Genomic DNA, 24,352 nt, shown 5'->3' on the forward strand with positions numbered 1-24,352 from the left:
TGGTGCTGGCATGCTGTGATCCTCCCGAACAGAGTGAATCACAAATCGAAGTTTTGGGGAATCTCATAGATTCAAACTTTGATCGAAACGCTTTAGGCTTGCTCTTTTCATTGATTGATTTGGTTCACGCAAAAACCAAGCTTCAGAGCAAACTCACTTAATGTATTCTTTCCACGAATAGCAAGAAGCGACATCTTCGTTTTATAGGTCGGGCTACGGTTCCAGCGCGGATGTTTAATTATGGTGTTCTCCTGTTCTTGGCATCAGGTTAGTTTTAGGAGCTAATTCCACTTATACGAGTTGTCCCAAAAACTAAGCACCTCTTACAATTATTCGCAAAGCAGGATGGATGTAATGTAAAGTGCTGAAGTTCCACCGTGGTAGGCGCGCGCGAGCTCATGTCTGTGCATTGTTTAAATGCAAGATTTCACATAGCAACGCAAAATTGCGCAAAGAAACGCACAGAATAACGCAAAGGCGGAAAGTGACTTTCGTGAATGGGTGAAGGGGTAGCTTCTATGTCTGGTTGTCACATGCGCCAAAGTGATAAGCTGGTATATCTACCTGTAACTTCAGACTGAGACATAAATATATTTCAGTTAATCTCCCACTTTAGGCATAGTTTTCCTCTGCGCAGCCTAAGAGCAAATGCAAGTATAAACCCCGATAATCTGCATGAAATGCGGTTTATACTCACCTTCGCTCTTATATATGTGAACTATATTGAGATTCATTCAATTTCACTTATCCACCTCGTTCTTTAGTTTGAGCTCAAACACTTGGGTAAAGGTGATCAACTGTCGTTCAGATAGGGCTTTACCCTACTGGGATTTGAACGAGGTCCATTTTAAAGATGAAGGGATTTTCGAAGTTTTTAGGAGAGACTTGCAGTTTACGCAAAGGAGCTTAACCTGCCTTTCGAGCGAAATTGATCAAAGAGATTCCTTTGGTCGGTTCGGTAAAGTTTAGGGCCTTTGGTGCATTGCACAAAAACGATACCAGCGCCTACGCTGGGAAAGAGAATAAAAAACGATTGGAACAGTTGGTAACGAGCGATTTCTGCTGGAAACCTATTTAACAGGCAAGAGGTTAGAACATGATCATAGGGGCTGCCAAGGAAGTCCTTGACGGGGAACGTCGGGTCGCGTTGACGCCGGACAGCGCCCAACAGCTGCAAAAGCTGGGATATGAGTGCGCTATTGAATCCGGCGCTGGTGAAGCTGCAAACTTCTCTGACACAGATTATAAAGATGCTGGCGTAAAGGTTATCGCAGATGCAAAAACGCTCTGGGAAACCGCAGATATCGTCATCAAAGTCCGTCCGCCCGAAGCGTCTGAACTGGAACTGACACACGAGGGACAAACCCTCATCAGCTTCTTCTGGCCAGCGCAAAATGGTGAGCTTCTTCAGCAGTTTGCCGATAAAAAGGTCAACGTGCTGGCGATGGATATGGTGCCGCGTATCTCGCGCGCACAGAAGATGGATGCTCTGTCATCCATGGCCAACATCGCTGGTTACCGCGCTGTTATGGAAGCTGGCAACAACTTCCCACGCTTCTTCACCGGCCAGATCACCGCTGCCGGTAAAGTGCCACCAGCCAAAGTGCTCGTCATCGGCGCTGGCGTCGCTGGTCTTGCTGCAATTGGCGCCTCAACCTCTCTTGGCGCGATCACCCTTGCGTTCGACGTTCGCCCGGAAGTGGCTGAGCAGGTCGAATCCATGGGCGCTGAGTTCGTTTATCTGGACTTTGAGGAAGAGCAGCAGGACGGCGCCTCCACTGGCGGCTATGCCTCTGTTTCTTCACCAGAATTCCGCGAAGCGCAACTGGCGAAATTCCGCGAATTAGCACCAGATGTTGACATCGTCATCACCACAGCACTGATCCCGGGCCGCGATGCGCCTGAGCTCTGGACCGAAGACATGGTCCAGTCCATGAAGCCGGGTTCTGTGATTGTTGACCTTGCTGCTGAAAAAGGCGGCAACTGTAAACTGACCAAGATGGACGAGAAGATCGTAACCGACAACGGCGTCACCGTGATCGGCTACACTGACTTCCCATCCCGCATGGCAACGCAGTCCTCCACGCTGTACGCAACCAACATCCGCCACATGATGTTTGATCTGACCCCTGAGAAAGACGGTCAGGCCAATATCAACATGGAAGACGATGTTATCCGCGGTGCAACGGCAACCAAAGACGGGGAAATCACCTTCCCGCCGCCTAAGCCGAAGATTGCTGCAATCGCTGCCCAAAAGCCAAAGGCACCTGAGAAAACCCCTGAGGAACTCGCGGTTGAAGAGGCTGCGGCTGCCAAAGCTGCCGGTCGCAAACAGCTCGGTCTTCTGATTGGCGGTGGTGCTGTTATGGCGTTGATAGGTGCCTATGCGCCTGAAAGCTTTATGCAACACTTCATCGTGTTTGTCCTCGCAGTGTTTGTTGGCTTCCAGGTCATCTGGGGTGTGGCTCACTCCCTGCATACACCGCTTATGGCTGTTACCAACGCAATCTCCGGTATCATCATTCTGGGCGCCGTGTTGCAGCTTGGCTCTGGCAGCTGGATCGTCTGGTTCCTCGCCGGCATCTCGGTGCTGATTGCATCGGTCAACATCGTCGGCGGGTTTATGGTCACGCGCCGTATGCTCCAGATGTTCAACAAGTCTTAAGCGGGGGAGGGAAGCATTATGTCTATTGGACTTCAAACCGCCGCTTATATTGCGGCAACCGTACTCTTTATCCTGTCTCTGGGCGGTCTGTCCAATCAGGAAAGCGCAAAACGCGCTGTTTGGTTTGGCATCGTCGGTATGGCACTGGCTGTTCTTGCAACAGTATTTGGCCCAGGTGTTGATCTTACAAGCCCAGCCGTTTTGATCATGTTGCTTGTGACTGTAACCGTTGGCTCCACTGCCGGCGTGATTGTGGCTCAACGCGTTGAAATGACTGGCATGCCACAGCTTGTGGCTGCTCTGCACTCCTTCGTGGGTCTGGCAGCAGTGTTCATCGGCATCAACTCTGATATCGCTCCACCAGCAGGTTTGGCAGGCGCGGAGCTGGTTATCCATGAAGCAGAAATCTTCATCGGCGTCTTCATCGGTGCGATCACCTTCACCGGTTCCATTGTCGCTTACGGCAAGCTTGCTGGAAAGATCGGCGGTAAGGCACTTCTGCTGCCGGGTCGTCATGCTCTCAACGCAGGCTTGCTCATTCTCGCAGTGCTCCTGATGTTCATGTACATGAACCACGCAGGTTCCTGGACGCTCTACCTGATGACCCTGATCGCCTTCTTCATCGGTTGGCACATGGTTATGGCCATCGGCGGCGCTGACATGCCCGTTGTTGTTTCCATGCTGAACTCCTACTCCGGTTGGGCAGCAGCGGCGACAGGTTTCTTACTTGGCAACGACCTGCTGATCGTAACAGGTGCTCTGGTTGGTTCTTCCGGTGCAATCCTCTCTTACATCATGTGTAAGGCGATGAACCGTCACTTCGTCTCCGTTATTCTTGGCGGCTTTGGTACCACGACGGGTCCAGCGCAGGAAATCGAAGGCGAGATGGTTGCAACTGATACGGACTTCGTAGCCGAGACACTCAATGATGCAGATAGCGTTGTGATTGTACCAGGTTACGGCATGGCCGTTGCTCAGGCGCAGCAGTCTGTTTCTGAGTTGACCAAGCGTCTGCGTGCCAAAGGCAAGAACGTCCGCTTCGCAATCCACCCGGTTGCAGGCCGTCTGCCAGGCCACATGAATGTGCTGCTCGCTGAAGCAAAAGTGCCTTACGATATCGTTCTGGAAATGGATGAGATCAACGATGACTTCCCTGATACGGATGTTGTCATCATCATTGGCGCCAACGACATCGTGAACCCGGCTGCTCAGGAAGATCCAAACTCACCAATCGCAGGCATGCCAGTTCTGGAAGTTTGGAAAGCCAAGCACGTGTTCATCTCCAAACGTGGTCAGGGCACCGGTTACTCCGGCATAGAGAACCCACTGTTCTACAAAGAGAACTCCCGCATGTACTACGGCGATGCGAAGAGCTCCATGGACAACCTACTGGGTAAAATCAGCTAGTTTGGTTTCTTAATAAAAACGATAAACCCCGGAACGTGAGGAACGTTCCGGGGTTTTCTTTATATTGCCGAAATAATGCGATGCATCACCCTGATGTAGCTCAAATAATTACGCGCTCCAAGCAGACTACTGACAGCCAAGCTTCTCCAGTAATTCAGGATCTGCTGCCTTGGTCGGGTCACTTCCAAGCTCGCCATCATACCCACACACAACCACCTTGGCTGTTTCGTCGATCATGTCTGGCTGGTCTGTGAAGGCCACCATGCCGGAGCCAAGCAAGGTGTAAAGACCGGTTGAGTTTGGCGGAGACAAGTAGCCTTCGGCCTGAACCAGCCCAACCTTTCCATCGAAGATCCCAGCCTCTAACGAGGTCGCGCGGATACTGCCAGCTTCAGGTATCCCTATGACACGGATAACATCACCGGACTGAACGTGTTGCGGAATAATGCCTGCAATCAACGTGTTACCAATCTGTGGAACATTGCTTGCGCCAACAGAAAGGTTGCTGCCGATGATGACTGCGGACTGGCGGGGTGGAACCACCTCAACGCGTGTTGCAACCACATCTTCATCTTGCCACAGACCGCTGATCGCTACCCAGTCCCCTTGTTTCACCGTGGTCGCGATGGCCACTGGTACGTGAACGAACGTTCCCATAATCTCAAAGGTTCTGCCTGTCTCATCTGACTTCACTTCAGAAACAGGACCGATGATCGGCACAATTCTGCGGATACTCTTAGCTTCCCAATTTGAGCCAGTCAGAGCAGCAACAACGGCAACCGTGTCTCCCGGTACCAATTGCGAGGCCGTCAAAGGACCAAGTTCATTTTTGATTGGCAGATCTGGAGGGAAGGTGATGCGTTGATCATTAACGATAATACTGCCGAGACGCGTAATCGTGCCGACAATGCCTGTCCCCAAAATGCCGCCTTCACGCTCTTCTTCTGCGTGGCCTGCTGCTGGAGCGATCAGAAAAGTTGATGCTATTAAAGCGGAAAGTGTGTGCCTCCAAACCATTACGCAGCAGCCTCATCTGATTTTGGCTTTTTTTTTGGAAGGACGTAGGCCCCAAAGGCAAAACGGCCGTTGGCGGTCTGTTCCGCATCATTCATTTGCATCTCCCGTGCCAGAGCGTTGACTTCTTCCAAAAGCATCTGGGCCTTCTCTTGCGTCAACCTGTTCAGAGCCTCCACTGACTCCTCTGACAAATGCGAATAACGCAGGATTCGATCAAAATTGAGAGCTTCTCCCTGAGGGGCAATTAAGTTGTGGGTAGCGGCCGAAAGGTGCGTCGAAAGTGTCGCTTGATAGGCAGCAACTTGTTCGGCACTTCCAGGTGCGGGCAAAAGGGCGTGAGTCAATAAACGATAAAATCCGTCATCTAATTCCGTAACGACACCCTGATCAATAAGCGCCTCAAGAACAGTTCCCGGCGCCATATCAGCGCGTGTGAGGCGAACCAGCTCGTCAAAACCAGGCTCCTTTTCGCTGCCTTGCCGCGGCAAATTCCGGGGCGTTCCTTCTGCGCTTTGAAACTCTGGAGCCGTTGCCCAATAACTGATCGCAAGGGCCGTCGCATTGACGGATTTCTTGAGAGAACTGCCGTTTTCATCAGATCGTAACCGTTTGACATCCTTACGGTGAATGCCGGTCTTAAGGCTGACGCGGCTATCAGTTGTCTTACCGGGATTTTCCTCAATAGCGGCCTGGAGCAGGGCCCGTTTCAGTGCCTCGGTCGCTGGCCCGATTGTGACGCCACGCGCCACCATCGCTTTTGCCAATGGGGCAAGAAGCGCTGTGAGGGCGGTCTCAAAAGGGTCTGTTTGCTCGGGACTCATTTCCGTTTCCTGTGCTGTCCAGTTCTCTAATCATTACACCAGAATTTTTCATCCTACGAATTCGTTACTGCTTGTTGAACACTTGTTATACTCAAATGGGAATTTTTCCCATTATCTAGAATGAGTGATTATCACCATAAGAGGGACTCGCCATGCGGGATATTGCTGCAGATTATCTAAATGACATTCGGCCAGTGTTTCCGGCCATGCCAAAACTGACAGGAGTTGCGCCACGTAATCCACTCCTGTCGGCATTGAGCGATTTTGATCAGGAACGTTTTCTGGATTTTGGATGGGGACCAGAAAACGCTCCACGCTTTCCAACTATCATTTCTGCAATGAACCACTTTATGGCTGCACAACCCAATGCCGTCGCAGCTGAGTATCAAGATCAGGAGATCAGCTACGGTGAGCTGAATGACGCCGCAAACCGGCTCGCTCACACCTTGGCACAACACGGCGTAAAGAGAGGGGACGCCGTTTGTCTGTACCTGCACCGTTCTATTCCAATGCTAGTCGGCATCGTCGCGGCTCTTCGCGTAGGTGCTGCCTATATTCCGCAGCATGTAGGTGTCGCTCCTGAAAAGGCATTGAACCACATCGCAGCAGTGACCGGTGCCCAAGTCATTGTAACGCTGCGCAGCCTTAAAGATCAGGTGCCCGTGGCAGAGGGCCAAACTCTCATCACGATTGAAGATGTGATCGAGGATGAAACTCTGCCGACCACGCCAGTAGAAGGCGAACAACATAAAGCACAGCCGGATGATCTGTGCATGATCCTGTTCACCTCTGGCACTACAGGCGTCCCGAATGGCGTTCAGGTCACCCACAAGAACCTATGCAACATTTTGCAAACCAGCCCTGGTGATCTTGGCATGCGTCCGGGGTTGCGGGTGGGTCAAATTCTTTCGATCGCATTTGATATGGCGGCTTGGGAAACTCTTGGCGCTGTTTCAAACGGCGCTACGCTGGTTATTCGCGGCAAAAGCATTCAGGAAACAGCCGAAAAGGTGGACGTGTTGATCGCAACACCGTCAATCCTGAACTCACTTGACCACAGCCGTTGCCAGCAGGTGCAAACTGCTGCTGTTGCGGGAGAACCATGCCCAAGACCTCTTGCAGACGCTTGGAGTAGCTTCTGCCGATTCTACAATTCTTGTGGCCCAACAGAAACCACCATCATCAACACAGCCGAACCGCATTATCCGGGAAAGGAAATCCTCTCCATTGGACGTCCGACGCCCAACAACACGGTTTATGTTCTGGATGAAAACCTGCGCCCCGTTGCCATTGGCGAGAAGGGCGAAATGTGGGCTGGTGGTGATTGTGTGACTGCTGGATACCTTGCTAATCCCGAGCTTACGCTTGACCGTTATCGACCTGACCCATTTAGTCCCGGTCACATGATGTTCCGCACTAAAGACCTTGGCCGCTGGACCAACACAGGTGAACTGGAGCACTTTGGGCGGGTTGATGATCTGGTGAAAATTCGCGGGTTCCGTGTGGAGCTGGATGGCGTTTCCAACACATTGGAAGCCACGGAAGGCTGTGATCAGGCGGTCACTCTCAAGTTCGACAGCCGTAATCTGGTGGCCTTCATCAGCCCGGCAAATGTGTGCACCAACACCGCGGCCCAGTCCGTGAAAGACAAACTTCCTTATTATTGTAGTCCAACACTGATCCTTTCCATGGATGAGTTGCCTCGCACACCACGCGGGAAGTTGGACAAGCGCCTGCTTTTGAAGCTGGCACAAGACCATATTGACGCTCAGGGTGTGGAGTTAAATTAATGACTATTGAAGCAACAACTGCCGAAACACGCAGTTACAACTGGCGACGTATTACGCGCCATCCATCCTTGATGGAATACAACCGACTGGTGATGCTGGTCGCCGTGGTTAACGTCGCAGTCTTCATCGCTGGTTTACAGGAGGGACGCTGGTTTGCCGAAAGTGGCTTTGCTCTTAGTGCTATTGCAGATATGGCGCTGATCAACCTGTCTCTTGGCATCCTGATCCGGCAGCAACGGGTGGTTAACGCCTTGTTCTGGCTGGCAACCCGCATTCCAACCAGCTGGCCGCTCTGGCTTCGTTGGGGTGCAGGCAAAGTGTTTCATTTCGGTGGCCTTCATTCCAGCAGCACGGTGTCCGGCACAATCTGGTTTGGCTTTCTGCTTTTCGCCATGGTGGCAAACCGCATTGAAGGGGCTGCGCTTCCATCAGACCAAACGCTTGCTCTCAGCGGGGCGATGGTCTCGTTGATGGTCCTGCTGATCGTCACGGCACAAGGAGGTTTCCGCGCGCGCCATCATAACACCTTTGAGAAGGTGCACCGTTTTGTTGGTTGGGCAGTGCTTGGCTTGTTTTGGGCACAGACTGTTTCCATCACACAGGACACTGGCGGCGTTCTTATGGAAACCCCAGCATTCTGGATGCTCTGCCTGATTTCACTGTCCATCGTCTCACCATGGCTGTCGTTGAAGCGTGTCAAAGTGGACGTGGTAAAGCCTTCTAACCATGCTGTTTTGGCTAAGTTCGATTATGGCGACACTCCCTTCCCGGGCAGCTCAAACGCAATCAGTCACACACCATTTGGCGAGTATCACGCGTTTGCCAATATCCCGTCTCCGAAAGAGTCTGGGTATCGTCTCGCTATCAGTCGGGCAGGGGATTGGACCGGAGACTTCATTGAAAACCCGCCAAGCCATGTCTGGGTGAAGGGCATCACCACCTCTGGTGTTGCGCGTATCGAGGTGTTGTTCAAGAAGGTCGTTTACGTTGGCACAGGTTCTGGTATTGGCCCAATCGTGCCGCATCTGCTCGCAGGCGACGTGCCGAACAAGGTGATTTGGTCCACACGTAACCCACGTAAAACCTATGGCGATGCTTTCGTTGACGAGATTGAGGCAAGCACTGAGAACCCGGTGATTTGGGATACGGATTCTCAAGGCAAGCCCGACTTGACCGCATTAACTCTGAAAGCGGTTGAGGAGAGCGGAGCAGAGGCTGTTATCGTGATTTCCAACCAGAAACTGACCCGCAAACTCGTTCATGACATGGAAAGCTTCGGCGTTCCTGCTTACGGCGCAATTTGGGATAGCTGATCATGTATGAAACCATTGAAACATCTGTCGAAGGCCGCGTTGCAACCATTCGCTTCAATCGGCCAAAAGCGCTGAATGCACTTAACTCCCAGGTTCTGGAAGAGGTGCTGGATGCGGCAACCAAGTATGATGCAGATCCTGCCATCGGGTGCCTCATCCTAACCGGCAGTGAACGAGCTTTTGCAGCAGGTGCTGATATCGCAGAGCTCAACCTGCAGGATTATGCTAGCATGTACGCCAGCAACTTTTTCACCGGATGGGATCGTTTTGCAGCGCTTCGCATCCCGAAGATTGCAGCGGTCTCCGGTTATGCCTTGGGCGGCGGCTGTGAGGTCGCCATGATGTGCGATATCATTTTGGCGGCAGACACGGCCAGGTTTGGCCAACCAGAAGTGAAGATCGGCTGTATTCCAGGCATTGGTGGGTCTCAGCGTCTGACTAAGTTGGTTGGTAAAGCACGCGCCATGGATCTCATCCTCACGGGCCGCATGATTGACGCGCAAGAGGCTTACGACATGGGTCTCATTAGCAGAAAGATCCCTGCAGATGAGCTGATGTCCGTTGCAAATGAAACAGCAAAGACCATTGCTGGCTATGCACGCGACATCACGATGATGGCACGGGCCTGCGTGAATGCGGCGGATGAAAACTCATTGGAAAATGGCATTCGCTTTGAACGGCAGATGTACCATGCCTTGTTTGGTTCTCCTGCCCAGAAAGAGGGCATGGCCGCGTTCCTTGAAAAGCGACCGCCAAACTTTAATGAGCAAGCAGAGCTGGAAGACGCTTAACTAAACGAGAGACGCCCGGATACAACATCAGCTTTCCGGGCGTTTCAGCTATTAAGCATCAGTCACCGATAAACGGATTGTCTCGCAAGCGCTCAGCAGCGAAGTCCACGAAGGAACGCACTTTAGCGCTGGCACGGCGGCCTTCCATGTAAACGATATGGACTGGAAGCGGCTCAGGCTCGTAATCCTCCAGCGCCAGCTGAAGCACACCATTCGAAACGTCTTTCGCCACCTGATAGGATAGCAATCGGGTAATGCCGGCCCCCCCTGTTGCTGCCTGAATAGCTGCGCAATTGTGGTTGCAGCGCAAATGTGGGTTGATCTTCACCACCTCAGCCTTCTCTCCAGCAAACTTCCAATGATTGCTCGTTTCAACCGAGGTTGGCTGGATAATCTTGTGCTTTGTAAGATCTGACGGTGTTTGCGGGGTGCCGTGCTCGCTAAAATACGTTGGTGAAGCACAAATCACGCGGCGGATGCTACCCACGCGGGTCGCATAAAGCCCGGAATCCTGCAGATGCCCGATACGGAACGCCACGTCCAGATTATCTTCCACCATATTGACGATGCGATCGTAGAACTCGGCATTGGCAGTCACTTCGGGGTAGAGGTCGAGGTACTCTGTGATCAGGGGGATGATGTACTTCTGCCCAAACAGTATGGGCGCTGTGATGGAAAGCTCGCCGATTGGCTTGGCATAACTACCACTTACAAACGCTTCTGCCTGTTCGACACTCTCCAGAATGCCTTTTACATCGCAAAGATAATGCCGGCCCGCATCCGTCAGGCGGACGTGGCGCGTGGTTCGGTTGAATAATCTTGTTCCGAGAGATTGCTCCAGCCGGGCGATAGAGCGCGTCACAGCAGGAGCGGAAAGGCCAAGCTTTTTGCTGGCTTCCACGAAACTTTCCCGTTCAGCCACTTCTACAAACACCTGCATTGTTTCAAGCTTATCCATTTCAATCCCACAATCACGCTCATTTATTACGCTGAGTGTAATAGTGAATTGCACAGAAGCCCAATTATTTCCTGTCCAACATTGGTTACATGAAGACCATCATCCGATTTCAAAAATATGGAGATAAAATAATGTCACGCATTCCTACCCCATCTTCCGTCGAAGCCGCTCCTCAAGACTCCCAGGCTTCCCTTCAGGCCGTCAACTCTCAGCTCGGCTCGGTGCCAAATCTGTTCCGAATTGTTGCCAACAGCCCGCAGGCGCTGGAAGGTTACCTCGGTTTGAACGGCGCGCTCGGCAAAGGAACACTGCCTGCTGCTACGCGTGAGCGTCTCGCATTGGCTGTTGGCGAGCAGAATGGCTGTAACTACTGCCTCTCCGCGCATACTTACCTTGCATCCAACCTTGCCAAGCTCAGTGCTGATGAAATTGCAAAGAACCGCCGCGGCAGTTCTGAAGATGCGAAAGCAGCCGTTGCTGTCGAGTTTGCCGTCGCAATCGTCAAAAACCGCGGAAAGGTTTCTGATGCGCAGGTGCGGGCTGTACGCGACGCTGGTTATTCTGATGCGGAACTCGTTGAAATTGTTGGACATGTCGCTCTGAACACGCTGACCAACTACATGAACGAAGTTTTGGGAACCGAAGTTGACTTCCCTGCTGTTAAAGAACTTGCCTAACACCACGGGCGGGTGGAGCCCAATCCACCTGCCACCCTTCCGGAGATCGTCATGACCAGACCACCACTCCCTCCATTCACACGGGAAACAGCCAGCATCAAAATCCGTGCGGCGGAAGATGGCTGGAACTCTAGAGATCCGCAAAAGGTAGCTCTGGCCTATACGCCAGACTGCCAATGGCGGAACAGAGCAGAATTTGTAACTGGACGCCCTGAGATTGAGCAGTTGCTCACTCGCAAATGGACCCTAGAGCTCGATTACCGCCTTATTAAAGAGCTATGGGCCTTTGAGGGAGACCGGATCGCGGTTCGCTTTGCCTACGAGTATCATGACGACTCCGGACAGTGGTTCAGAGCCTACGGCAATGAAAACTGGGAGTTTGCAGAGGACGGCCTCATGAAGCGCCGGATTGCAAGCATCAACGAGCATCCGATCACACCAGAAGAACGCAAGTTCCATTGGCCGCTGGGTCGCCGTCCTGATGATCATGCAAGCCTGAGTGATCTAGGTCTGTAACTGGAGGAAACCCCATGTATTCCAGTGATATTGCCTTCACTCCCACAGTGAAAGCCATCCAGAGCCGCAAAGGCTCGCGACGCGGCTATGCCAGCATGGAAGAGGGCGGTAGTTGGAAAAACGAAGTAACAGAAGAACTGGCGCGGTACATTGCCGATCAGCGCAGCTTCTTTCTGGCAACGTCCAATGCGGATGGCCAACCCTATATTCAGCATCGTGGGGGCCCAACCGGGTTCCTTAAGGTGCTAGACAATCGCCACCTAGGGTTTGCGGATTTTCGCGGCAACCGTCAGTACATCAGCCAGGGAAATCTGGAGGATAATTCCAAGGCCTTCATTTTTCTGATCGATTACGTGCAGAAGACGCGGATCAAGATCTGGGGCACAGCTAAGGTCATCGAGGATGACCCGGGCTTGATTGAACAGCTGATGGACTACGATCAACCCTATCGTACAGCACCAGAGCAGGCAATCATCTTCAGTGTTGATGCATGGGATGCCAACTGCCCGCAGCACATTCCAGTGCGCATTGACGCAGATTGGGTCAAATCCGCTCTGGAAGAAAAAGAACAGAAGATCGCTGAACTGCAAGAGCAAATCCAGAAGCTGCAAAGCGCCGTACAAGCGAACTGATTATATCGAATAGCGGGTGAGCAAACTCTCCCGTTACTGCGTATTCCCGAAACTTATCTGGCCCTAATCTCGGGAATACGCACTACCTCTCGCTACTATTGTGGACCCCCATAAAAATCTCCCCATTGCTTCCTTTCAATCTCCGTAACTGCGCTCAGCAGCTTCTCGCTGAACGCATCTGCCAGGGCAGACGCTGGCCGCTGTGATGGCAGCAGGATTGAGATTGCCAGCACCACTTTGGGTGCAAACGGGCGGAAAACGAGAGAGCTGTGTTCGCGTGCCGTGTTCAGATAACCGTCCGCCGTCATCGGATCACAAATGCAATAGCACAAGCCATCTTCCACCAGCTTCAGGGCCGGGAGGAAGTTACGCAGTTCAAAGCGTTGGTTGAACTCCGCTTTCTGCTCCTCAAACGCCATTCGCGTGGAAACGCAATTGGGGTGCATTTCAGGCAATGTCGCCAACGGCTTGCCCGAAAGGTCCTTTGCTTCAATGACCTCTTGGCGCGCCAACGGATCATCACTCCGTAAGGCACAAATACAGTTGAGCAGGAAATCATGCGTAATCAACGCACTGTTGGGAGCAGGGGTTTCTGCCAGCCCCACATCATATTGCTGAGAGGCGACCCATTCTTCAATCACGTTGGACCCGCGCATCATCAGCGAGACCTTTACCTCCGGTTTGTCTTGGACAAACTCTGAGATCAGTTGCGGAATAAGCACCTGAGAGGAGGCCGGCATGAACGCCACGTTGAGCCGACCCTGCTGCAAGGAGCCAATCTCGCGCATGGTCCGTGTCGAACGGGCGAGGCGATCCAAAATTGCTTCTGCTTCCCCCAAAAAGAATTGCGCCTCCGGTTTTCGGAGGAGTTTGCCGCGTTGACGTTCAAACAGTTCGATCCCCAGTTCCTGTTCCAGATTGGAAATCAGAGAACTTACTGCAGGTTGCGTCCGACCCAGGATACGTGCCGCCTCAGAGATAGAGCCCGTTCGCATAACTTCACGAAATGCCAGCAACTGTCGAAAACTCAGGTTCATGTAACCGCCTGTTATTGTGAGGCAATTACATGCCCTATAATTTTTTTCTATACTTTAATAGATTAAATCACTTTGATTTTATAGGTCAAAATCGAAATCTTCCCCGAACAGCGCTGCGGACATCTACTTAGGGAGGATTGCTGATGGATCGCTTAATGAGCCTGCTGCTGACGGGGCTGATATGCCTTGTTGCACTGGGCCAATTTGTACAGGTGATCACGCGATACCTGCTTGAAATTCCAGTTCTGGGGCTGGAAGAAAGTCTGCTTTATCCAACAATGTGGCTCTACATGGTGGGCGCGGTCAACGCATCCCGTGAAAACAGCCATATCCGCGCCAACGTTCTGGAAATCTTCCTTAAAACACCAAAGCAAGTGGCCGTGCTCGCCCTCATTGGGGAAGCATTAAGCCTCGCGATTGGTTGTTGGCTCACCTACTGGGCATGGGATTTCACCAAATATTCTATGCGTGTGTGGCGCGAAAGCCCGACCCTCTACATCCCGACTTTTTACGTGGACATCTCGTTGATCACCGGCCTTGTCCTGATGATGGTGTTCACCGCAATTCAGCTGGGCCGACACATCCATCAGGTTTTGACAGGGACGTTCCCTGAGCCGCTCCCAACCACCACAGAATCCCCAAAAGAGGAGTTGGCCTGATATGGTTGAGATCGCACTTCTTTCCGTTGCAGTTCTCGTAATTCTGCTCACTCTTGGCGTACCGCTGCCTTACTGCTTTGGCGCGGGTCTGATGACCATGTACTTCGCTGGCGACGTCATCATGAAGGGCAACATGCTTTGGGGCTTCCAACAGCTCGGCAATCCGGTTCTGCTTGCTATTCCGCTGTTTGTTCTGGCGGGCACGATTATGAGCGTCAGCGGTATCGCTGCCAGTTTGCTCAACTTCGTCAACATCTTCATCGGCCATTTGCGTGGCGGTCTGGGCGTTGTGGCTACCGTCAGCTGTGCGTTGATCGGTGCGATTTCCGGCTCTGGCCTGACTGGCGTGGCCGCTATTGGTCCACTCCTCATTCCTGAGATGGAAAAGCAGGGCTACCCGCGTGCCTATGCAACTGCGCTCATCGCCAACGCTTCCTTGCTTGGCCTGCTGATCCCACCAAGCGTGACCATGATCGTCTACGGCTGGGTGACTGACACGTCCATCCTCGCCTGCTTCCTCGCAACGCTTGGCCCAGGCCTCCTGATCATGTCCAGCTTCTCCGTTGTAAACCTGCGTCTGGCGCGCAAGTTTGACCTGAAGTTGGAAGACCGCCCACGCGGCAAAGCTTTTGTTCAGGAAGCCAGCCATCGCGGTTTCAAGGCAACCCCGGCGCTGCTCATGCCCGTTATCATCCTCGGCGGCATCTACGGTGGCATCATGACCCCGACAGAAGCTGCGGCTGTTGCGGTGATCTACGCGATCCCTGTTGGCTTCCTCATCTACCGTGGTCTGGACGCCAAAACATTCCTCGGCGCAGGCAAAGAGGCGGCAACCTCCGTTGGCGCGATCATGCTGATGATTCTGTTCTCCATGATCCTCTCCCAGATGTTCGTGCTGGAAAGTGTGCCGCAGGAACTGGTGGAAGCAATCTTCTCCATCACCGAGAACAAGGTACTGCTGCTGATCCTCATCAACATCCTGCTCTTCCTTGTGGGCATGGTGGTGAATGACGTGACCGCGATCATCCTGATTGCGCCGCTGCTGCTGCCGCTCATGGAAGCAATCGGCATCAGCCCGATCCAGTTTGCAGCAATCATGGGCGTCAACACGGCTATGGGCGGTGTAACTCCACCATACGCTTCGATCCTTTATCTGGGCGCGCGTATCGGCAAGGTGCCGGTCACACAGGTAATCCGCCCGGCCATGATCCTGATCCTGTTTGGCTATCTGCCAGTGGTGTTCCTGACCTCCTTCTGGGCAGACCTGTCTCTCTTCATTCCCCGGCTCTTTGGTTACTGACCCCATCACCAGACAAGAGCCCAAAGCGAGCTGTGGGAGCAGCTCCGATAACAGCAACCTCAGTTGCGATTGAAAACAAAACACAGAGGTGAACTATGATTTTGAAGGCATTGAAAACGACCCTTGCGCTGGCAACCATCATTGGTGGTGTAAGTGCAGCATCCGTCGCACACGCCAAAACGCTGAAGATCAGCCACATCCGTCCGCAAGGCGCAACTGTTGATCTGGAAGTGAAAGACCTTGCTGAAGAGTTGAAGAAAGCAACCAATGGCGACCTGAAGATGAAGATCTTCGCAGCAAGCGCACTGGGTGACTACACCACTGTGCAAGAGCGTATTTCCGTTGGTGCGATCGACATGGCCGTACAGCCAGCAGCAACCGCTGTTGAGCGTAAAATGCAGATCAGTGCCTTCCCATATGTGGCAGAAAACTGGGAGCAGGCGCAAAAGATTTACGGTCCGGGAGGCGCAATACATGACGCGATGAAAGAGCTTTACGCCAAGCAGGACATCACCATGCTGGCAGCTTATCCGGTGTACTTCGGCGGTATCGCGCTGAACCGTGATGCGGTGGCTCCAGGTGATCCAAACGCTGACAAAGGCATCAAAGTTCGTGTGCCTGGCATCAAGAGCTTCCAGCTGACAGCAGATGCTCTGGGTTACATCAGCTCCCCAATCCCATTCTCAGAAGCCTTCACCGCTGTTCAGACCGGTGTTGTTGATGGTGTCGTGGGCTCCGGTGCTGAAGGTTATTACGCCTCTTTCCGCGATGTTGCGAAAACCTACATCCCGGTGAACACGCACTTCGAAGTCTGGTACCTGATCATCAACTCCGAACGTTTTGAAGGTCTTGACGAAAGCTCCCGCAAAGCACTCGTAGAAGCAGCAAAAGAGTTTGAAGTCAAGCGTTGGGCTAAAGCGGAATCCGATCAGGGTGCGTTTGAGCAGAAACTGGCAGACTACGGTGCAACCATCGTCAATCTCTCGGATGATGAGCTGGCAGCAGCGGCCAAGAAAGTTCGCGCAGACGTATGGCCACAGATCCTGAACGATGTTGGTGCTGACTGGGGTCAGTCCATTCTTGAAAAAATCAAGAACTAACAGTCCAGACCGATAGGTCTCCAAAGGATCAGGCAACTTTGTTCCCTAACCGGATCCCAATCCCGGTTTCACCTGAGCTGCCTGATCCTCCCGGTTTCATTGGGAAACCCACTTGTTTTTAAAGCTTGCCACTAAAGGTCAGGTCCAATGTTCCGCTCACTGCGCAAACCCGAGACCCAAAGCGTCTCCATCAACATCAACGGGCAGATGGTTCAGGTTGCTGAAGGCTCCAGCCTTTGGGCAGCCATGGCGTTGCACGGTGAAACACAAACCCGCCTTGCTTCAGTCTCGGGCCAACCACGCTCCGCTTATTGCGCCATGGGCGTGTGCTTTGAGTGTCTCGTTGAGGTCAATGGCGTGCCTAACCAGCAGGCCTGCCTGACGACGGTAGAAGAGGGCATGCACGTCTGTAGCCAAGACCTGACCGAACAATCCATTGCTGCACTTCATCAAAAAGAGAGTGCTGATCATGAGTGACATTTTTGATATCGCAATCATCGGGGCAGGCCCGGCCGGCATGTCCGCCGCACTAGAGGCAGCACAGCAGGGAGCCTCGGTCGCGGTGCTTGATCGCAAGGCAACTCCCGGCGGGCAGATCTACCGGGACGTGACGCAAAGCCCCTTGTTGGATCCGTCCGTGCTCGGCACTGAATACACCGAGGGAGCGGAGCTGGTTGAAGCCTTTATGGAGGCAGACATTGACCGCCACCAAAATGCGGATGTCTGGCATATCGGAGAAACCGGCGAGGTCTTGTACTCCCAAGACAATCAGACCCGCCGTCTTGTTGCACGTGAACTCATCATCAGTCCGGGCGCGATGGAACGCCCGTTCCCTATTGAAGGCTGGCATTTGCCAGGTGTTATGACAGCAGGCAGCGCACAGGTGATGCTCAAGTCTGACGGCATGGTCAAAGATGGTGCTATCTTTGCTGGCACCGGACCCTTGCTTTACCTGATCGTAGCTCAGTATCTGCGGCTTGGTGTAACCGTCAACGCTGTAGTGGACACAACGCCAGCAGGCGGTGTTGGCCGCGCGATGCAGTACATTGGTGGTGCGCTCCGCAAACCAGCCTACCTCATCAAAGGTCTGATGCTCCTCAATGAAATTCGCCGTGCTGGTGTTCCCGTCTTCCGCCATACCTCAAACCTGAGCGTGCTTGGAGAAAGCAAGGCCGTTGGCCTTCAGTTTGAACAGGATGGACGAACCCACTCCGTCAACGCAGATTATATCTTCCTGCATCAGGGCGTCATACCCAACCTCAACATGACCCGCGCGCTTAGCATAGAACATCATTGGGCAGAGCAACAACTGTGTTGGACACCGACACTGGACGACTGGGGCCAAAGCTCGATCCCACACATTGCAGTGGTTGGTGATGCAGCTGGTATTCAGGGTGCGGAAGCTGCGCGACATGCCGGACGCCTTGCAGCACTTAAGGCCATGAACAAACTTGGCAAACTCAGCGAGGCAAGTCTGCAGCAACAAAGTTCTGATCATCTGAGAGCCATGAAGTCCTTCAAAGCCTTCCGCAGTTTTCTTGATGCGTATTATGCACCAACACCAGAGCATCGCATCCCTGCTGCGTCCAACACGCTGGTATGCCGCTGTGAAGAGCAATCAATGGGGCAGCTGCGTGCTGGATTTGAGCAAGGTGCGAAAGATCCAAACGCGCTTAAAGCATTGACCCGCTGTGGAATGGGCCCGTGTCAGGGCCGCCAATGCGGGCATACCGTCAGTGAGTTGCTTGCTGACTGGCAGAACAAGCCTGTTTCTGACATCGGCTATTATCGCCTGCGCTCTCCGCAAAGGTTACTCAGTGTTGATGAGTTAAGTCAGTTTCAAAACATCAAACCAGCAAAAAAACCGGCTGAGGTGTCCGCATGAATTTTGATGCAATCATCATTGGCGGTGGCATTCACGGCAGCGCAACGGCTTACTATCTGTCCAAGGCCGGTATGAAGACGCTGGTGCTGGAAAAGGACTATGTTGGCCGTCATGCCTCCGGTGTCAATGCTGGCGGTGTGCGGTTGTTAGGCCGAGATTTTGCTGAGGTGCCGCTCTCTAAAGAAGCCATGTCCCGCTGGCAAACACTGGATGATGAACTTGAGGGCGATACTGGTTTTCGCAGGCGTAGCCTGATCAACATTGCCACTGATGACGCAGACATGAGCACGATCAAGACCCGGATCACTAAGCTCGCCGGATTGGGTTACGATCACGAAATACAGATCGACCAGCAGGAACTGCGCGAGCGATTGCCTCATGTGGCGCATAACTGCGTGGGCGGCGTGGTGTCTGAACAAGACGGCTATGCTATCCCTTACAAGGCAACCAGTGCCTTTCGCCGAGCAGCTGAACGATTTGGAGCAACATTTCACGAAGGTGAAGCACTCGTAAACCTGCGCCAGTTTGGCGATGCCTGGCAGGTGCGAACCGACAAAGCCAGCTATGACACAGGCACTGTGATCAACTGCTCTGGAGCATGGGCGGACAAAACTGCCATGATGATGGGAGACAACACCCCACTCTCTCACAGTGCACCCATGTTGATGATCACTGCGCGCGTGCCACATTTTGCTGGTCCGGTCGTAGGCGCCATCTCTCGCCAGCTGTCGTTCAAGCAGTTCGAAAATGGCACTGTGCTCATCGGTGGCGGCGCCAAAGGTTTTGCTGATCGTGATAATGATCGGACAACGCTGGACTACAAGAAGCTAGCCCTTGCTGCAGAGACGACCAAAACTTTTTTCCCGATCATGAAGACAGCAGTCATCAACCGGATGTGGGCCGGGCTGGAAGCTTACATGCCCGACAACCTGCCGGTGATTGGGGCGGGGGTGAATGCCCGCAATGCCTACCATGCCTTCGGGTTTTCCGCCCATGGGTTCCAGCTCGGACCAGTCGTTGGTGATGTACTCGCGCAGCTGATCACCAGAGGAAAAACCAGTTTTGACCTGAACCCGTTCCGCATCGACCGCTTTGAACGCAAGGTTCTTTAGCTCCCAAGATTTCCAAGACAACAGGAAAGTAAGCCATGACAATTGAACGCGTGGATTCCAACCACCGCATGAGTAAGATCGTGAAGCACAACGGCACAATTTATCTGTGCGGACAGACGGCTGCTGATGATCCAAGCTGGGACATCACCGAACAGACAAAACGCTGTCTGGCCAAAGTTGATGCCCTGCTGGAACAAGCTGGCAGCGACCGCAACAAAATCCTGTCCACCACCATTTATGTGCGCGATATGAAAGATTTCGCTGCGATGAACGCCGTGTGGGAAGCCTGGATTGCAGAAGGTGAAAAACCAGCACGTGCCTGCGTTGAAGCACGCATGGCCCGACCAGATATTTTGGTTGAATTTACCGTGGTTGCAGCTCAGTAAAATACAAAGAGCCCGTGGATTTTGCGGGCTCTTACCAAGCCCTGTTATTTTTGAACGAGCCCTTCCACCATCACCTCCCAGGAGGCAAGGAAGCGCCGTTCCACCTCATTGTTGGTTCCTTCCAAACGGCTGAGGATCAGTGTCCCTTCAAACAACTCGACAATGGCTTCCACGATATGCGTTGCATTTGCCTGCCGGATAACGCCATTTTCCATTCCCTCATTAATCTGCTCACTAATACGCGTGCGAAGCAGACCAAAGAACTTCTTTAAAACCACACGCGCCACATGGTGCTTGTAAAACTCCACCCAAATCGCGGTCAGCTCAGAATGTGTACCAAGATAGATGAGGGTGGTGACACAAATGGACTGTATCCGTTCCAGAACATCCGTATCTGATGCAGTTTCTTCTTTAATTTGCTGTACGATCTCGTCGTCACACATTTGCAGATATTCCGCCAAAATCTCATCCTTACTGGCGAAAATGGATCCGATAGTTTGCTGTGAAAGCCCGGTTTCCTTGGCAATCTCTTTGAATGTGGTGTTGAAGTAACCGTTGCGTGCGAAACAACACAACGCCCCATTGAGAATGATCAAACGATCATCCTGCAGAGCAGGAGCAGCATCCTCTCTCCGTTGCTGGGGGTCGTCCATAAACGCTCTCCACACGCTGGTTTGCAAACTCTTGTAGAGCTGAAAGTCAGCTTCCTTCAGGAACTCAGCGGAAAAGCTAGCATGCAATCACGGAGTTGAGGCCGCACGATGTTGAGCAAGGTTGATACGCTTTTCTCCTGTTCACTAAGCTCAAAGCTTCTATTGATTTGAGTTTGACGAATTCGCGTAAGTTTACAAACTTGTAAAGTTCATGTCCGGCAGCTGAAAAACTGAATGAGTACTCCTTGGGTGTCCCGGCAATAACGCCCCCAAGGAGATACATTATGAAGACAATTAGTATTTTGATGAGTTCCATTCTTTTGACCGTTGCTTCAACCGGTTTTGTTGTTGCCGCAGGTTCCTCCAATCTGGAAGAAAATCTCCAGATCAAAACACCATTTATTGTTGCCGATGCAGGCTCTGTTCGGGAAGAACACAAAACCGAAAAAGCACGGACCTGTAAAGATTACGATGAGAGCTCAGAACACGGCAAAAACCATGACAAAGACCGTCATGACGATCGTGAAGAACATGATGTGCACGACGGAGACAGAGGCTACGACGATGATCGCGATCACAATGACTGTGACGATCACGATGATAAAGTACAGCGCGAACGTGAACACGAGCGCTCCAGCCGCTCTCACAGCTGAGACTTCCCGCGGGTAGTCCCCAACATTACCTGAGGAAGGCGCATCAACGTTCCTGAGCGTTGGTGCGCTTGCTTGACCGAACCAAATCGATGGTGCAAACACATCTCAGAGCTATAGCCCAGAGTATCTTATGCGCATTCTTTTGCTTGAAGACGACGTTGAAATCGGAACATGGGTTGAGGATGGTCTTTCCAAAGCCGGCCATGTCATCGATTGGGTCAAAGACGGGCACGATGCATTCCTGAATGCAACAACACGGGACTACGACGTCATTGTTCTGGATCGAATGACACCAGGCCTTGATGGCCTCTCGGTTCTGAAAGCATTGCGCTCAACCAAAAATGCTGTTCCCGTCCTCTTTCTGACAGCGCTAGGTTCGGTCGAAGATCGCGTTGAAGGGCTGGATGCTGGCGGAGATGATTATCTGCCCAAGCCCTTTGCTTTTTCTGAGTTGTTGGCCCGCGTGTCTGCCCTCGGTCGGCGGCCAAGCTCCAACTCATCTGAAACGATTAGTTGCCTGGAGGTCGAAAAATTTCAGCTTAACTTGCTCAAACAACAATGTACGCGGGCTGGTCAACCTGTTCCGCTCAATGCCAAAGAATTTCGTCTGTTTGAAACCTTCATTCGCAATAAAGGCCGTGTTCTGACCAAGAACATGTTGCTGGAGAAGGTCTGGGACATGAACTTCGACCCGACCAGCAGTGTTGTGGAGACTCACATCAGTCGGCTGCGCGCCAAAATCGAAAAGCCGTTTGATATTGAGCTCATTCGAACAATCCGTGGAGCAGGGTATATTCTTGATGACTAGCTCTTTGAAATATCTCTGGCAGATGTCCGCGCTGCGTCAGGCATTTGCGCTCACACTGGTGTTTTTAGGGGTCTTGGTTGCAACAGGCTTTCTGGCTGATGTTTCTATTCGCGCCAACCTCAACCAAACCATCGACAACGACCTTCTTACAAAGTTCAATCAGATCAAAGCTGATCTCGCTAAGGGTGTTTCCTACCAATCCATTGCGGGATCCTATCAATCTGAGAGTGAGCACTTCAGTCTTGATGAATTTGTCAGCTTCAAATCAGATACTGGCAGGATATATGGGTACCCAATCCCAGATGTTTATGGAAAGACAGGCTTTATAAACCTCGCTCCCTATTACTTTCACGAGGAGGACGAGGAGGAAACGGAAGAGCACGCAGAAACTGAGACCAGTTGGCGTGTATATATTGGCACTATTCCGGGAGGCCGGTTAGCTATCGGTTCCAGTCTTCGCGCCCGTAACCAGCTTCTGAATACATTGCCCTATGCATTCCTGTTCAGTGGTGGTGTCATGATGTTCATTACGCTGAGCGGTGGTCTCTGGTTTGGCTGGCGCTCACAGCGGAGGCTCTCCAAAATAACGCGTGCTTTGGATCAGATCGCAGCAGGCGATTTGACGACCCGCATTGCACCTTCAAGCTGCAGAGACGATCTGGATATTCTTTCCGTTAAACTGGATGAAACCACACAGCGACTTTCAACCACACTTCAGCAAGTTCGCGACCTGTCAGTCAATATCGCACACGATTTGAAGACACCTCTCACTCGTCTCAGAGCGCAACTGGAACAGACACAGGAGCAAAACCAAAAAGGTGTCAGCGATGCAGAAGGCGTTGCCGGAGCACTTAAGAAAACCGATGATCTGCTTGAGGTATTTGACGCCCTGCTGCGAATTTCGCGTGTTCAGTCTGGCGAGAGAAAAAAACAGTTCCAACACATCCAACTAGCTGACCTGATCCATAATGTTGCTGAGATCTATCAAGCTGTGGTTGAAGAAACTGGCCGTTCATTTTTCGTCGAAATTGAAGAAGCTGGAAGCATATCCGGCGATCAGGTGCTTCTTGTTCAGGCACTTGCTAATCTCATTGAAAATGCCTTACGCCACACACCCAAAGAGGCCAAAGTTACGCTGTTCGTTTCAGGAAACACGATTGGTCTGCAGGACAATGGGCCGGGTATACCCGAGGCGTACTATCCACGCGTTGTCGAGCCTATGTATCGAATGGAGCAGAGCAGGAGTACACCAGGTGCAGGGTTAGGGCTTGCTTTGGTGAAAGCCATTGCCGATCTGCACCAAGCCGAACTCGTTTTATCCTCTCCTGCTTCTGGTAAAGGCCTCAGTATTCAGTTTGTCTTCCATCCACCATTCAACGAGCAACTCGGCAAAATCTGAACTAATCACGGATCAAAACTGAATTGATCGCCCAACAGTTTGCTCAGCGCACCATGGCATCTTTCACACCAATTGTTTTGGAGGGATGTCCTTATGAAGCTCAAGATTCTGCTGATTACCGGTGACTTTGGTGAGGACTATGAAGTCATTGTTCCGTTCATGCTGCTGAAAGCCATCGGTTATGAAGTTCATGTTGCCTGTCCTAAAAAACGGGAGGGCGAAACGGTCGCCTCGTCCATTCACGATATCAATAAGGACTATCAAACAGTCACCGAATGGGAAGGGCATCGGATCAACATCAACGTGTCTCTTGAGCATCTGAATCCTGGCGATTACATCGCCCTTGTACTTCCCGGAGGTCGCTCTTGCGAATACTTACGCACGTATCCGATTGTCCGTGATGTAACATCTCATTTCATCAAGGAAAACAAACCGATTGCCTCCATTTGCCGAGGGGTACAGATCCTGCTTGCCACGGGACTATTGAAAGGCAAGACCATGACGGGAAACTTTGTGTGCCAGACAGAGGTTCAGATGGCTGGCAACACCTACGAGAAGCTGGGATATGAAGGCGTCGTGGTTGATGGAAACATCGTTTACGGCGTGGAGTGGCATGGCCTTTGGACGTGGATGCAGGCCTTCATGGAAAAACTCGGAGTGACAATAGATTTACCCCCCAAGGCCGGGCGCGTGAAACCCGTGCCCGGTGAGGGGTATACTTACAAAAGCCTCGGTTAGAGCATCATCCGTTTGAAGACAATCATGGAAGATAC

At 52.2% G+C, this 24,352-nt stretch carries 24 protein-coding genes; 19 read left to right on the forward strand and 5 right to left on the reverse strand.

Going from position 1 to position 24,352, the window contains the following annotated elements; all coding sequences use genetic code 11:
- Positions 1-1,096 precede the first annotated feature (1,096 nt).
- Together PPL9_RS03225 and PPL9_RS03230 are read left to right on the forward strand one after the other, a co-directional pair.
- A complete protein-coding gene (locus tag PPL9_RS03225) occupies positions 1,097-2,665 on the forward strand; it encodes a Re/Si-specific NAD(P)(+) transhydrogenase subunit alpha (protein WP_057461303.1) in 1,569 nt (522 codons plus the stop codon).
- An 18-nt stretch (positions 2,666-2,683) separates the two neighbouring features.
- Positions 2,684-4,072, forward strand: coding sequence for an NAD(P)(+) transhydrogenase (Re/Si-specific) subunit beta (locus tag PPL9_RS03230; RefSeq protein ID WP_057461304.1), 1,389 nt, complete (start codon positions 2,684-2,686; stop codon positions 4,070-4,072).
- 126 nt (positions 4,073-4,198) lie between these two features.
- Here PPL9_RS03230 and PPL9_RS03235 read toward each other — a convergent pair whose 3' ends face one another.
- Both PPL9_RS03235 and PPL9_RS03240 read right to left on the reverse strand, forming a co-directional pair.
- Complete coding sequence (locus PPL9_RS03235) at positions 4,199-5,089, reverse strand: DUF5666 domain-containing protein (protein ID WP_057461305.1); 891 nt, start codon at positions 5,087-5,089, stop codon at positions 4,199-4,201.
- The gene (locus PPL9_RS03240) at positions 5,089-5,910 is read right to left on the reverse strand and encodes a DUF6502 family protein (RefSeq protein WP_057461306.1); all 822 of its coding nucleotides are present in this window, start codon (positions 5,908-5,910) and stop codon (positions 5,089-5,091) included. Before PPL9_RS03240 ends, PPL9_RS03235 begins: the two co-directional genes overlap by 1 nt.
- A gap of 152 nt (positions 5,911-6,062) precedes the next feature.
- On the opposite strand from PPL9_RS03240, the gene PPL9_RS03245 reads away from it, so the two are divergent.
- Genes PPL9_RS03245 through PPL9_RS03255 form a run of 3 tightly spaced genes read left to right on the forward strand, consistent with a single transcriptional unit; the run spans position 6,063 to position 9,804 of the window.
- A complete protein-coding gene (locus tag PPL9_RS03245; protein WP_057461307.1) occupies positions 6,063-7,700 on the forward strand; it encodes an amino acid adenylation domain-containing protein in 1,638 nt (545 codons plus the stop codon).
- Entirely contained in the window at positions 7,700-9,013 is a 1,314-nt protein-coding gene (locus PPL9_RS03250) for a hypothetical protein (RefSeq protein WP_057461308.1), read from the forward strand. Before PPL9_RS03245 ends, PPL9_RS03250 begins: the two co-directional genes overlap by 1 nt.
- Before the next feature lie 2 nt (positions 9,014-9,015).
- The gene (locus tag PPL9_RS03255) at positions 9,016-9,804 is read left to right on the forward strand and encodes an enoyl-CoA hydratase-related protein (protein ID WP_057461309.1); all 789 of its coding nucleotides are present in this window, start codon (positions 9,016-9,018) and stop codon (positions 9,802-9,804) included.
- Between the two features lie 58 nt (positions 9,805-9,862).
- Here PPL9_RS03255 and PPL9_RS03260 read toward each other — a convergent pair whose 3' ends face one another.
- On the reverse strand, positions 9,863-10,762 hold the full coding sequence (locus tag PPL9_RS03260; protein ID WP_057461310.1) for a LysR family transcriptional regulator: 900 nt from the start codon (positions 10,760-10,762) through the stop codon (positions 9,863-9,865).
- 131 nt (positions 10,763-10,893) lie between these two features.
- Between PPL9_RS03260 and PPL9_RS03265 the strand changes: the two genes are divergently transcribed.
- The 3 genes from PPL9_RS03265 to PPL9_RS03275 are packed head-to-tail and all read left to right on the forward strand — an operon-like array spanning position 10,894 to position 12,587.
- On the forward strand, positions 10,894-11,439 hold the full coding sequence (locus tag PPL9_RS03265; protein ID WP_057461311.1) for a peroxidase-related enzyme: 546 nt from the start codon (positions 10,894-10,896) through the stop codon (positions 11,437-11,439).
- Between the two features lie 51 nt (positions 11,440-11,490).
- Positions 11,491-11,955, forward strand: a complete 465-nt coding sequence (locus PPL9_RS03270; protein WP_057461312.1) for a nuclear transport factor 2 family protein — start codon at positions 11,491-11,493, stop codon at positions 11,953-11,955.
- 14 nt (positions 11,956-11,969) lie between these two features.
- Complete coding sequence (locus tag PPL9_RS03275; RefSeq protein WP_057461313.1) at positions 11,970-12,587, forward strand: pyridoxamine 5'-phosphate oxidase family protein; 618 nt, start codon at positions 11,970-11,972, stop codon at positions 12,585-12,587.
- Between the two features lie 95 nt (positions 12,588-12,682).
- On the opposite strand, the gene PPL9_RS03280 is transcribed toward PPL9_RS03275, so the two are convergent.
- Positions 12,683-13,624, reverse strand: a complete 942-nt coding sequence (locus PPL9_RS03280; RefSeq protein ID WP_057461314.1) for a LysR substrate-binding domain-containing protein — start codon at positions 13,622-13,624, stop codon at positions 12,683-12,685.
- Positions 13,625-13,767: 143 nt separating this feature from the next.
- Here PPL9_RS03280 and PPL9_RS03285 point away from each other — a divergent pair, with 143 nt between their 5' ends.
- From PPL9_RS03285 to PPL9_RS03315, 7 genes are all read left to right on the forward strand, one after another.
- A complete protein-coding gene (locus PPL9_RS03285) occupies positions 13,768-14,283 on the forward strand; it encodes a TRAP transporter small permease subunit (protein ID WP_057461315.1) in 516 nt (171 codons plus the stop codon).
- Between the two features lies 1 nt (position 14,284).
- Positions 14,285-15,583, forward strand: a complete 1,299-nt coding sequence (locus tag PPL9_RS03290; protein WP_057461316.1) for a TRAP transporter large permease — start codon at positions 14,285-14,287, stop codon at positions 15,581-15,583.
- Positions 15,584-15,678: 95 nt separating this feature from the next.
- A complete protein-coding gene (gene dctP, locus PPL9_RS03295) occupies positions 15,679-16,683 on the forward strand; it encodes a TRAP transporter substrate-binding protein DctP (protein ID WP_057461317.1) in 1,005 nt (334 codons plus the stop codon).
- Positions 16,684-16,830: 147 nt separating this feature from the next.
- On the forward strand, positions 16,831-17,160 hold the full coding sequence (locus PPL9_RS03300; protein ID WP_057461318.1) for a (2Fe-2S)-binding protein: 330 nt from the start codon (positions 16,831-16,833) through the stop codon (positions 17,158-17,160).
- Positions 17,153-18,568 carry an NAD(P)/FAD-dependent oxidoreductase gene (locus tag PPL9_RS34695; protein WP_057461319.1) on the forward strand — a complete coding sequence of 472 codons (1,416 nt, stop codon included), beginning with the start codon at positions 17,153-17,155 and terminating at the stop codon, positions 18,566-18,568. Before PPL9_RS03300 ends, PPL9_RS34695 begins: the two co-directional genes overlap by 8 nt.
- Positions 18,565-19,680, forward strand: a complete 1,116-nt coding sequence (locus tag PPL9_RS03310) for an FAD-binding oxidoreductase (RefSeq protein WP_057461320.1) — start codon at positions 18,565-18,567, stop codon at positions 19,678-19,680. Before PPL9_RS34695 ends, PPL9_RS03310 begins: the two co-directional genes overlap by 4 nt.
- Positions 19,681-19,715: 35 nt before the next feature.
- Positions 19,716-20,066 (forward strand): RidA family protein, encoded by a 351-nt coding sequence (locus tag PPL9_RS03315; protein ID WP_057461321.1) that lies wholly within the window; start codon positions 19,716-19,718, stop codon positions 20,064-20,066.
- Between the two features lie 44 nt (positions 20,067-20,110).
- On the opposite strand, the gene PPL9_RS03320 is transcribed toward PPL9_RS03315, so the two are convergent.
- Positions 20,111-20,719: a TetR/AcrR family transcriptional regulator gene (locus PPL9_RS03320; protein ID WP_057461322.1), complete on the reverse strand. Its 609-nt coding sequence runs from the start codon at positions 20,717-20,719 to the stop codon at positions 20,111-20,113.
- Between the two features lie 284 nt (positions 20,720-21,003).
- On the opposite strand from PPL9_RS03320, the gene PPL9_RS03325 reads away from it, so the two are divergent.
- From PPL9_RS03325 to PPL9_RS03340, 4 genes are all read left to right on the forward strand, one after another.
- Positions 21,004-21,372, forward strand: a complete 369-nt coding sequence (locus PPL9_RS03325) for a hypothetical protein (RefSeq protein WP_057461323.1) — start codon at positions 21,004-21,006, stop codon at positions 21,370-21,372.
- Positions 21,373-21,502: 130 nt separating this feature from the next.
- On the forward strand, positions 21,503-22,180 hold the full coding sequence (locus PPL9_RS03330; RefSeq protein WP_057461324.1) for a response regulator transcription factor: 678 nt from the start codon (positions 21,503-21,505) through the stop codon (positions 22,178-22,180).
- On the forward strand, positions 22,173-23,579 hold the full coding sequence (locus PPL9_RS03335) for a HAMP domain-containing sensor histidine kinase (protein ID WP_057461325.1): 1,407 nt from the start codon (positions 22,173-22,175) through the stop codon (positions 23,577-23,579). Before PPL9_RS03330 ends, PPL9_RS03335 begins: the two co-directional genes overlap by 8 nt.
- Positions 23,580-23,672: 93 nt before the next feature.
- A complete protein-coding gene (locus PPL9_RS03340; RefSeq protein WP_057461326.1) occupies positions 23,673-24,317 on the forward strand; it encodes a DJ-1/PfpI family protein in 645 nt (214 codons plus the stop codon).
- The last annotated feature ends 35 nt before the right edge of the window (positions 24,318-24,352 follow it).

It is taken from the genome of Pseudovibrio sp. POLY-S9 (genome assembly GCF_001431305.1).
Classification (GTDB): Bacteria; Pseudomonadota; Alphaproteobacteria; order Rhizobiales; family Stappiaceae; genus Pseudovibrio.

Coding starts and splice junctions, on each gene's coding strand:
- PPL9_RS03290 (WP_057461316.1), top strand. CDS start 14,285: ATGGTTGAGATCGCACTTCTTTCCGTTGCAGTTCTCGTAATTCTGCTC.
- PPL9_RS03325 (WP_057461323.1), top strand. CDS start 21,004: ATGAAGACAATTAGTATTTTGATGAGTTCCATTCTTTTGACCGTTGCT.
- PPL9_RS03320 (WP_057461322.1), bottom strand. CDS start 20,719: ATGGACGACCCCCAGCAACGGAGAGAGGATGCTGCTCCTGCTCTGCAG.
- PPL9_RS03255 (WP_057461309.1), top strand. CDS start 9,016: ATGTATGAAACCATTGAAACATCTGTCGAAGGCCGCGTTGCAACCATT.
- PPL9_RS03230 (WP_057461304.1), top strand. CDS start 2,684: ATGTCTATTGGACTTCAAACCGCCGCTTATATTGCGGCAACCGTACTC.
- PPL9_RS03275 (WP_057461313.1), top strand. CDS start 11,970: ATGTATTCCAGTGATATTGCCTTCACTCCCACAGTGAAAGCCATCCAG.
- PPL9_RS03250 (WP_057461308.1), top strand. CDS start 7,700: ATGACTATTGAAGCAACAACTGCCGAAACACGCAGTTACAACTGGCGA.
- PPL9_RS03260 (WP_057461310.1), bottom strand. CDS start 10,762: ATGGATAAGCTTGAAACAATGCAGGTGTTTGTAGAAGTGGCTGAACGG.
- PPL9_RS03335 (WP_057461325.1), top strand. CDS start 22,173: ATGACTAGCTCTTTGAAATATCTCTGGCAGATGTCCGCGCTGCGTCAG.
- PPL9_RS34695 (WP_057461319.1), top strand. CDS start 17,153: ATGAGTGACATTTTTGATATCGCAATCATCGGGGCAGGCCCGGCCGGC.
- PPL9_RS03240 (WP_057461306.1), bottom strand. CDS start 5,910: ATGAGTCCCGAGCAAACAGACCCTTTTGAGACCGCCCTCACAGCGCTT.
- PPL9_RS03225 (WP_057461303.1), top strand. CDS start 1,097: ATGATCATAGGGGCTGCCAAGGAAGTCCTTGACGGGGAACGTCGGGTC.
- PPL9_RS03245 (WP_057461307.1), top strand. CDS start 6,063: ATGCGGGATATTGCTGCAGATTATCTAAATGACATTCGGCCAGTGTTT.
- PPL9_RS03235 (WP_057461305.1), bottom strand. CDS start 5,089: ATGGTTTGGAGGCACACACTTTCCGCTTTAATAGCATCAACTTTTCTG.
- PPL9_RS03270 (WP_057461312.1), top strand. CDS start 11,491: ATGACCAGACCACCACTCCCTCCATTCACACGGGAAACAGCCAGCATC.
- PPL9_RS03265 (WP_057461311.1), top strand. CDS start 10,894: ATGTCACGCATTCCTACCCCATCTTCCGTCGAAGCCGCTCCTCAAGAC.
- PPL9_RS03315 (WP_057461321.1), top strand. CDS start 19,716: ATGACAATTGAACGCGTGGATTCCAACCACCGCATGAGTAAGATCGTG.
- PPL9_RS03285 (WP_057461315.1), top strand. CDS start 13,768: ATGGATCGCTTAATGAGCCTGCTGCTGACGGGGCTGATATGCCTTGTT.
- PPL9_RS03300 (WP_057461318.1), top strand. CDS start 16,831: ATGTTCCGCTCACTGCGCAAACCCGAGACCCAAAGCGTCTCCATCAAC.
- dctP (WP_057461317.1), top strand. CDS start 15,679: ATGATTTTGAAGGCATTGAAAACGACCCTTGCGCTGGCAACCATCATT.
- PPL9_RS03280 (WP_057461314.1), bottom strand. CDS start 13,624: ATGAACCTGAGTTTTCGACAGTTGCTGGCATTTCGTGAAGTTATGCGA.
- PPL9_RS03330 (WP_057461324.1), top strand. CDS start 21,503: ATGCGCATTCTTTTGCTTGAAGACGACGTTGAAATCGGAACATGGGTT.
- PPL9_RS03340 (WP_057461326.1), top strand. CDS start 23,673: ATGAAGCTCAAGATTCTGCTGATTACCGGTGACTTTGGTGAGGACTAT.
- PPL9_RS03310 (WP_057461320.1), top strand. CDS start 18,565: ATGAATTTTGATGCAATCATCATTGGCGGTGGCATTCACGGCAGCGCA.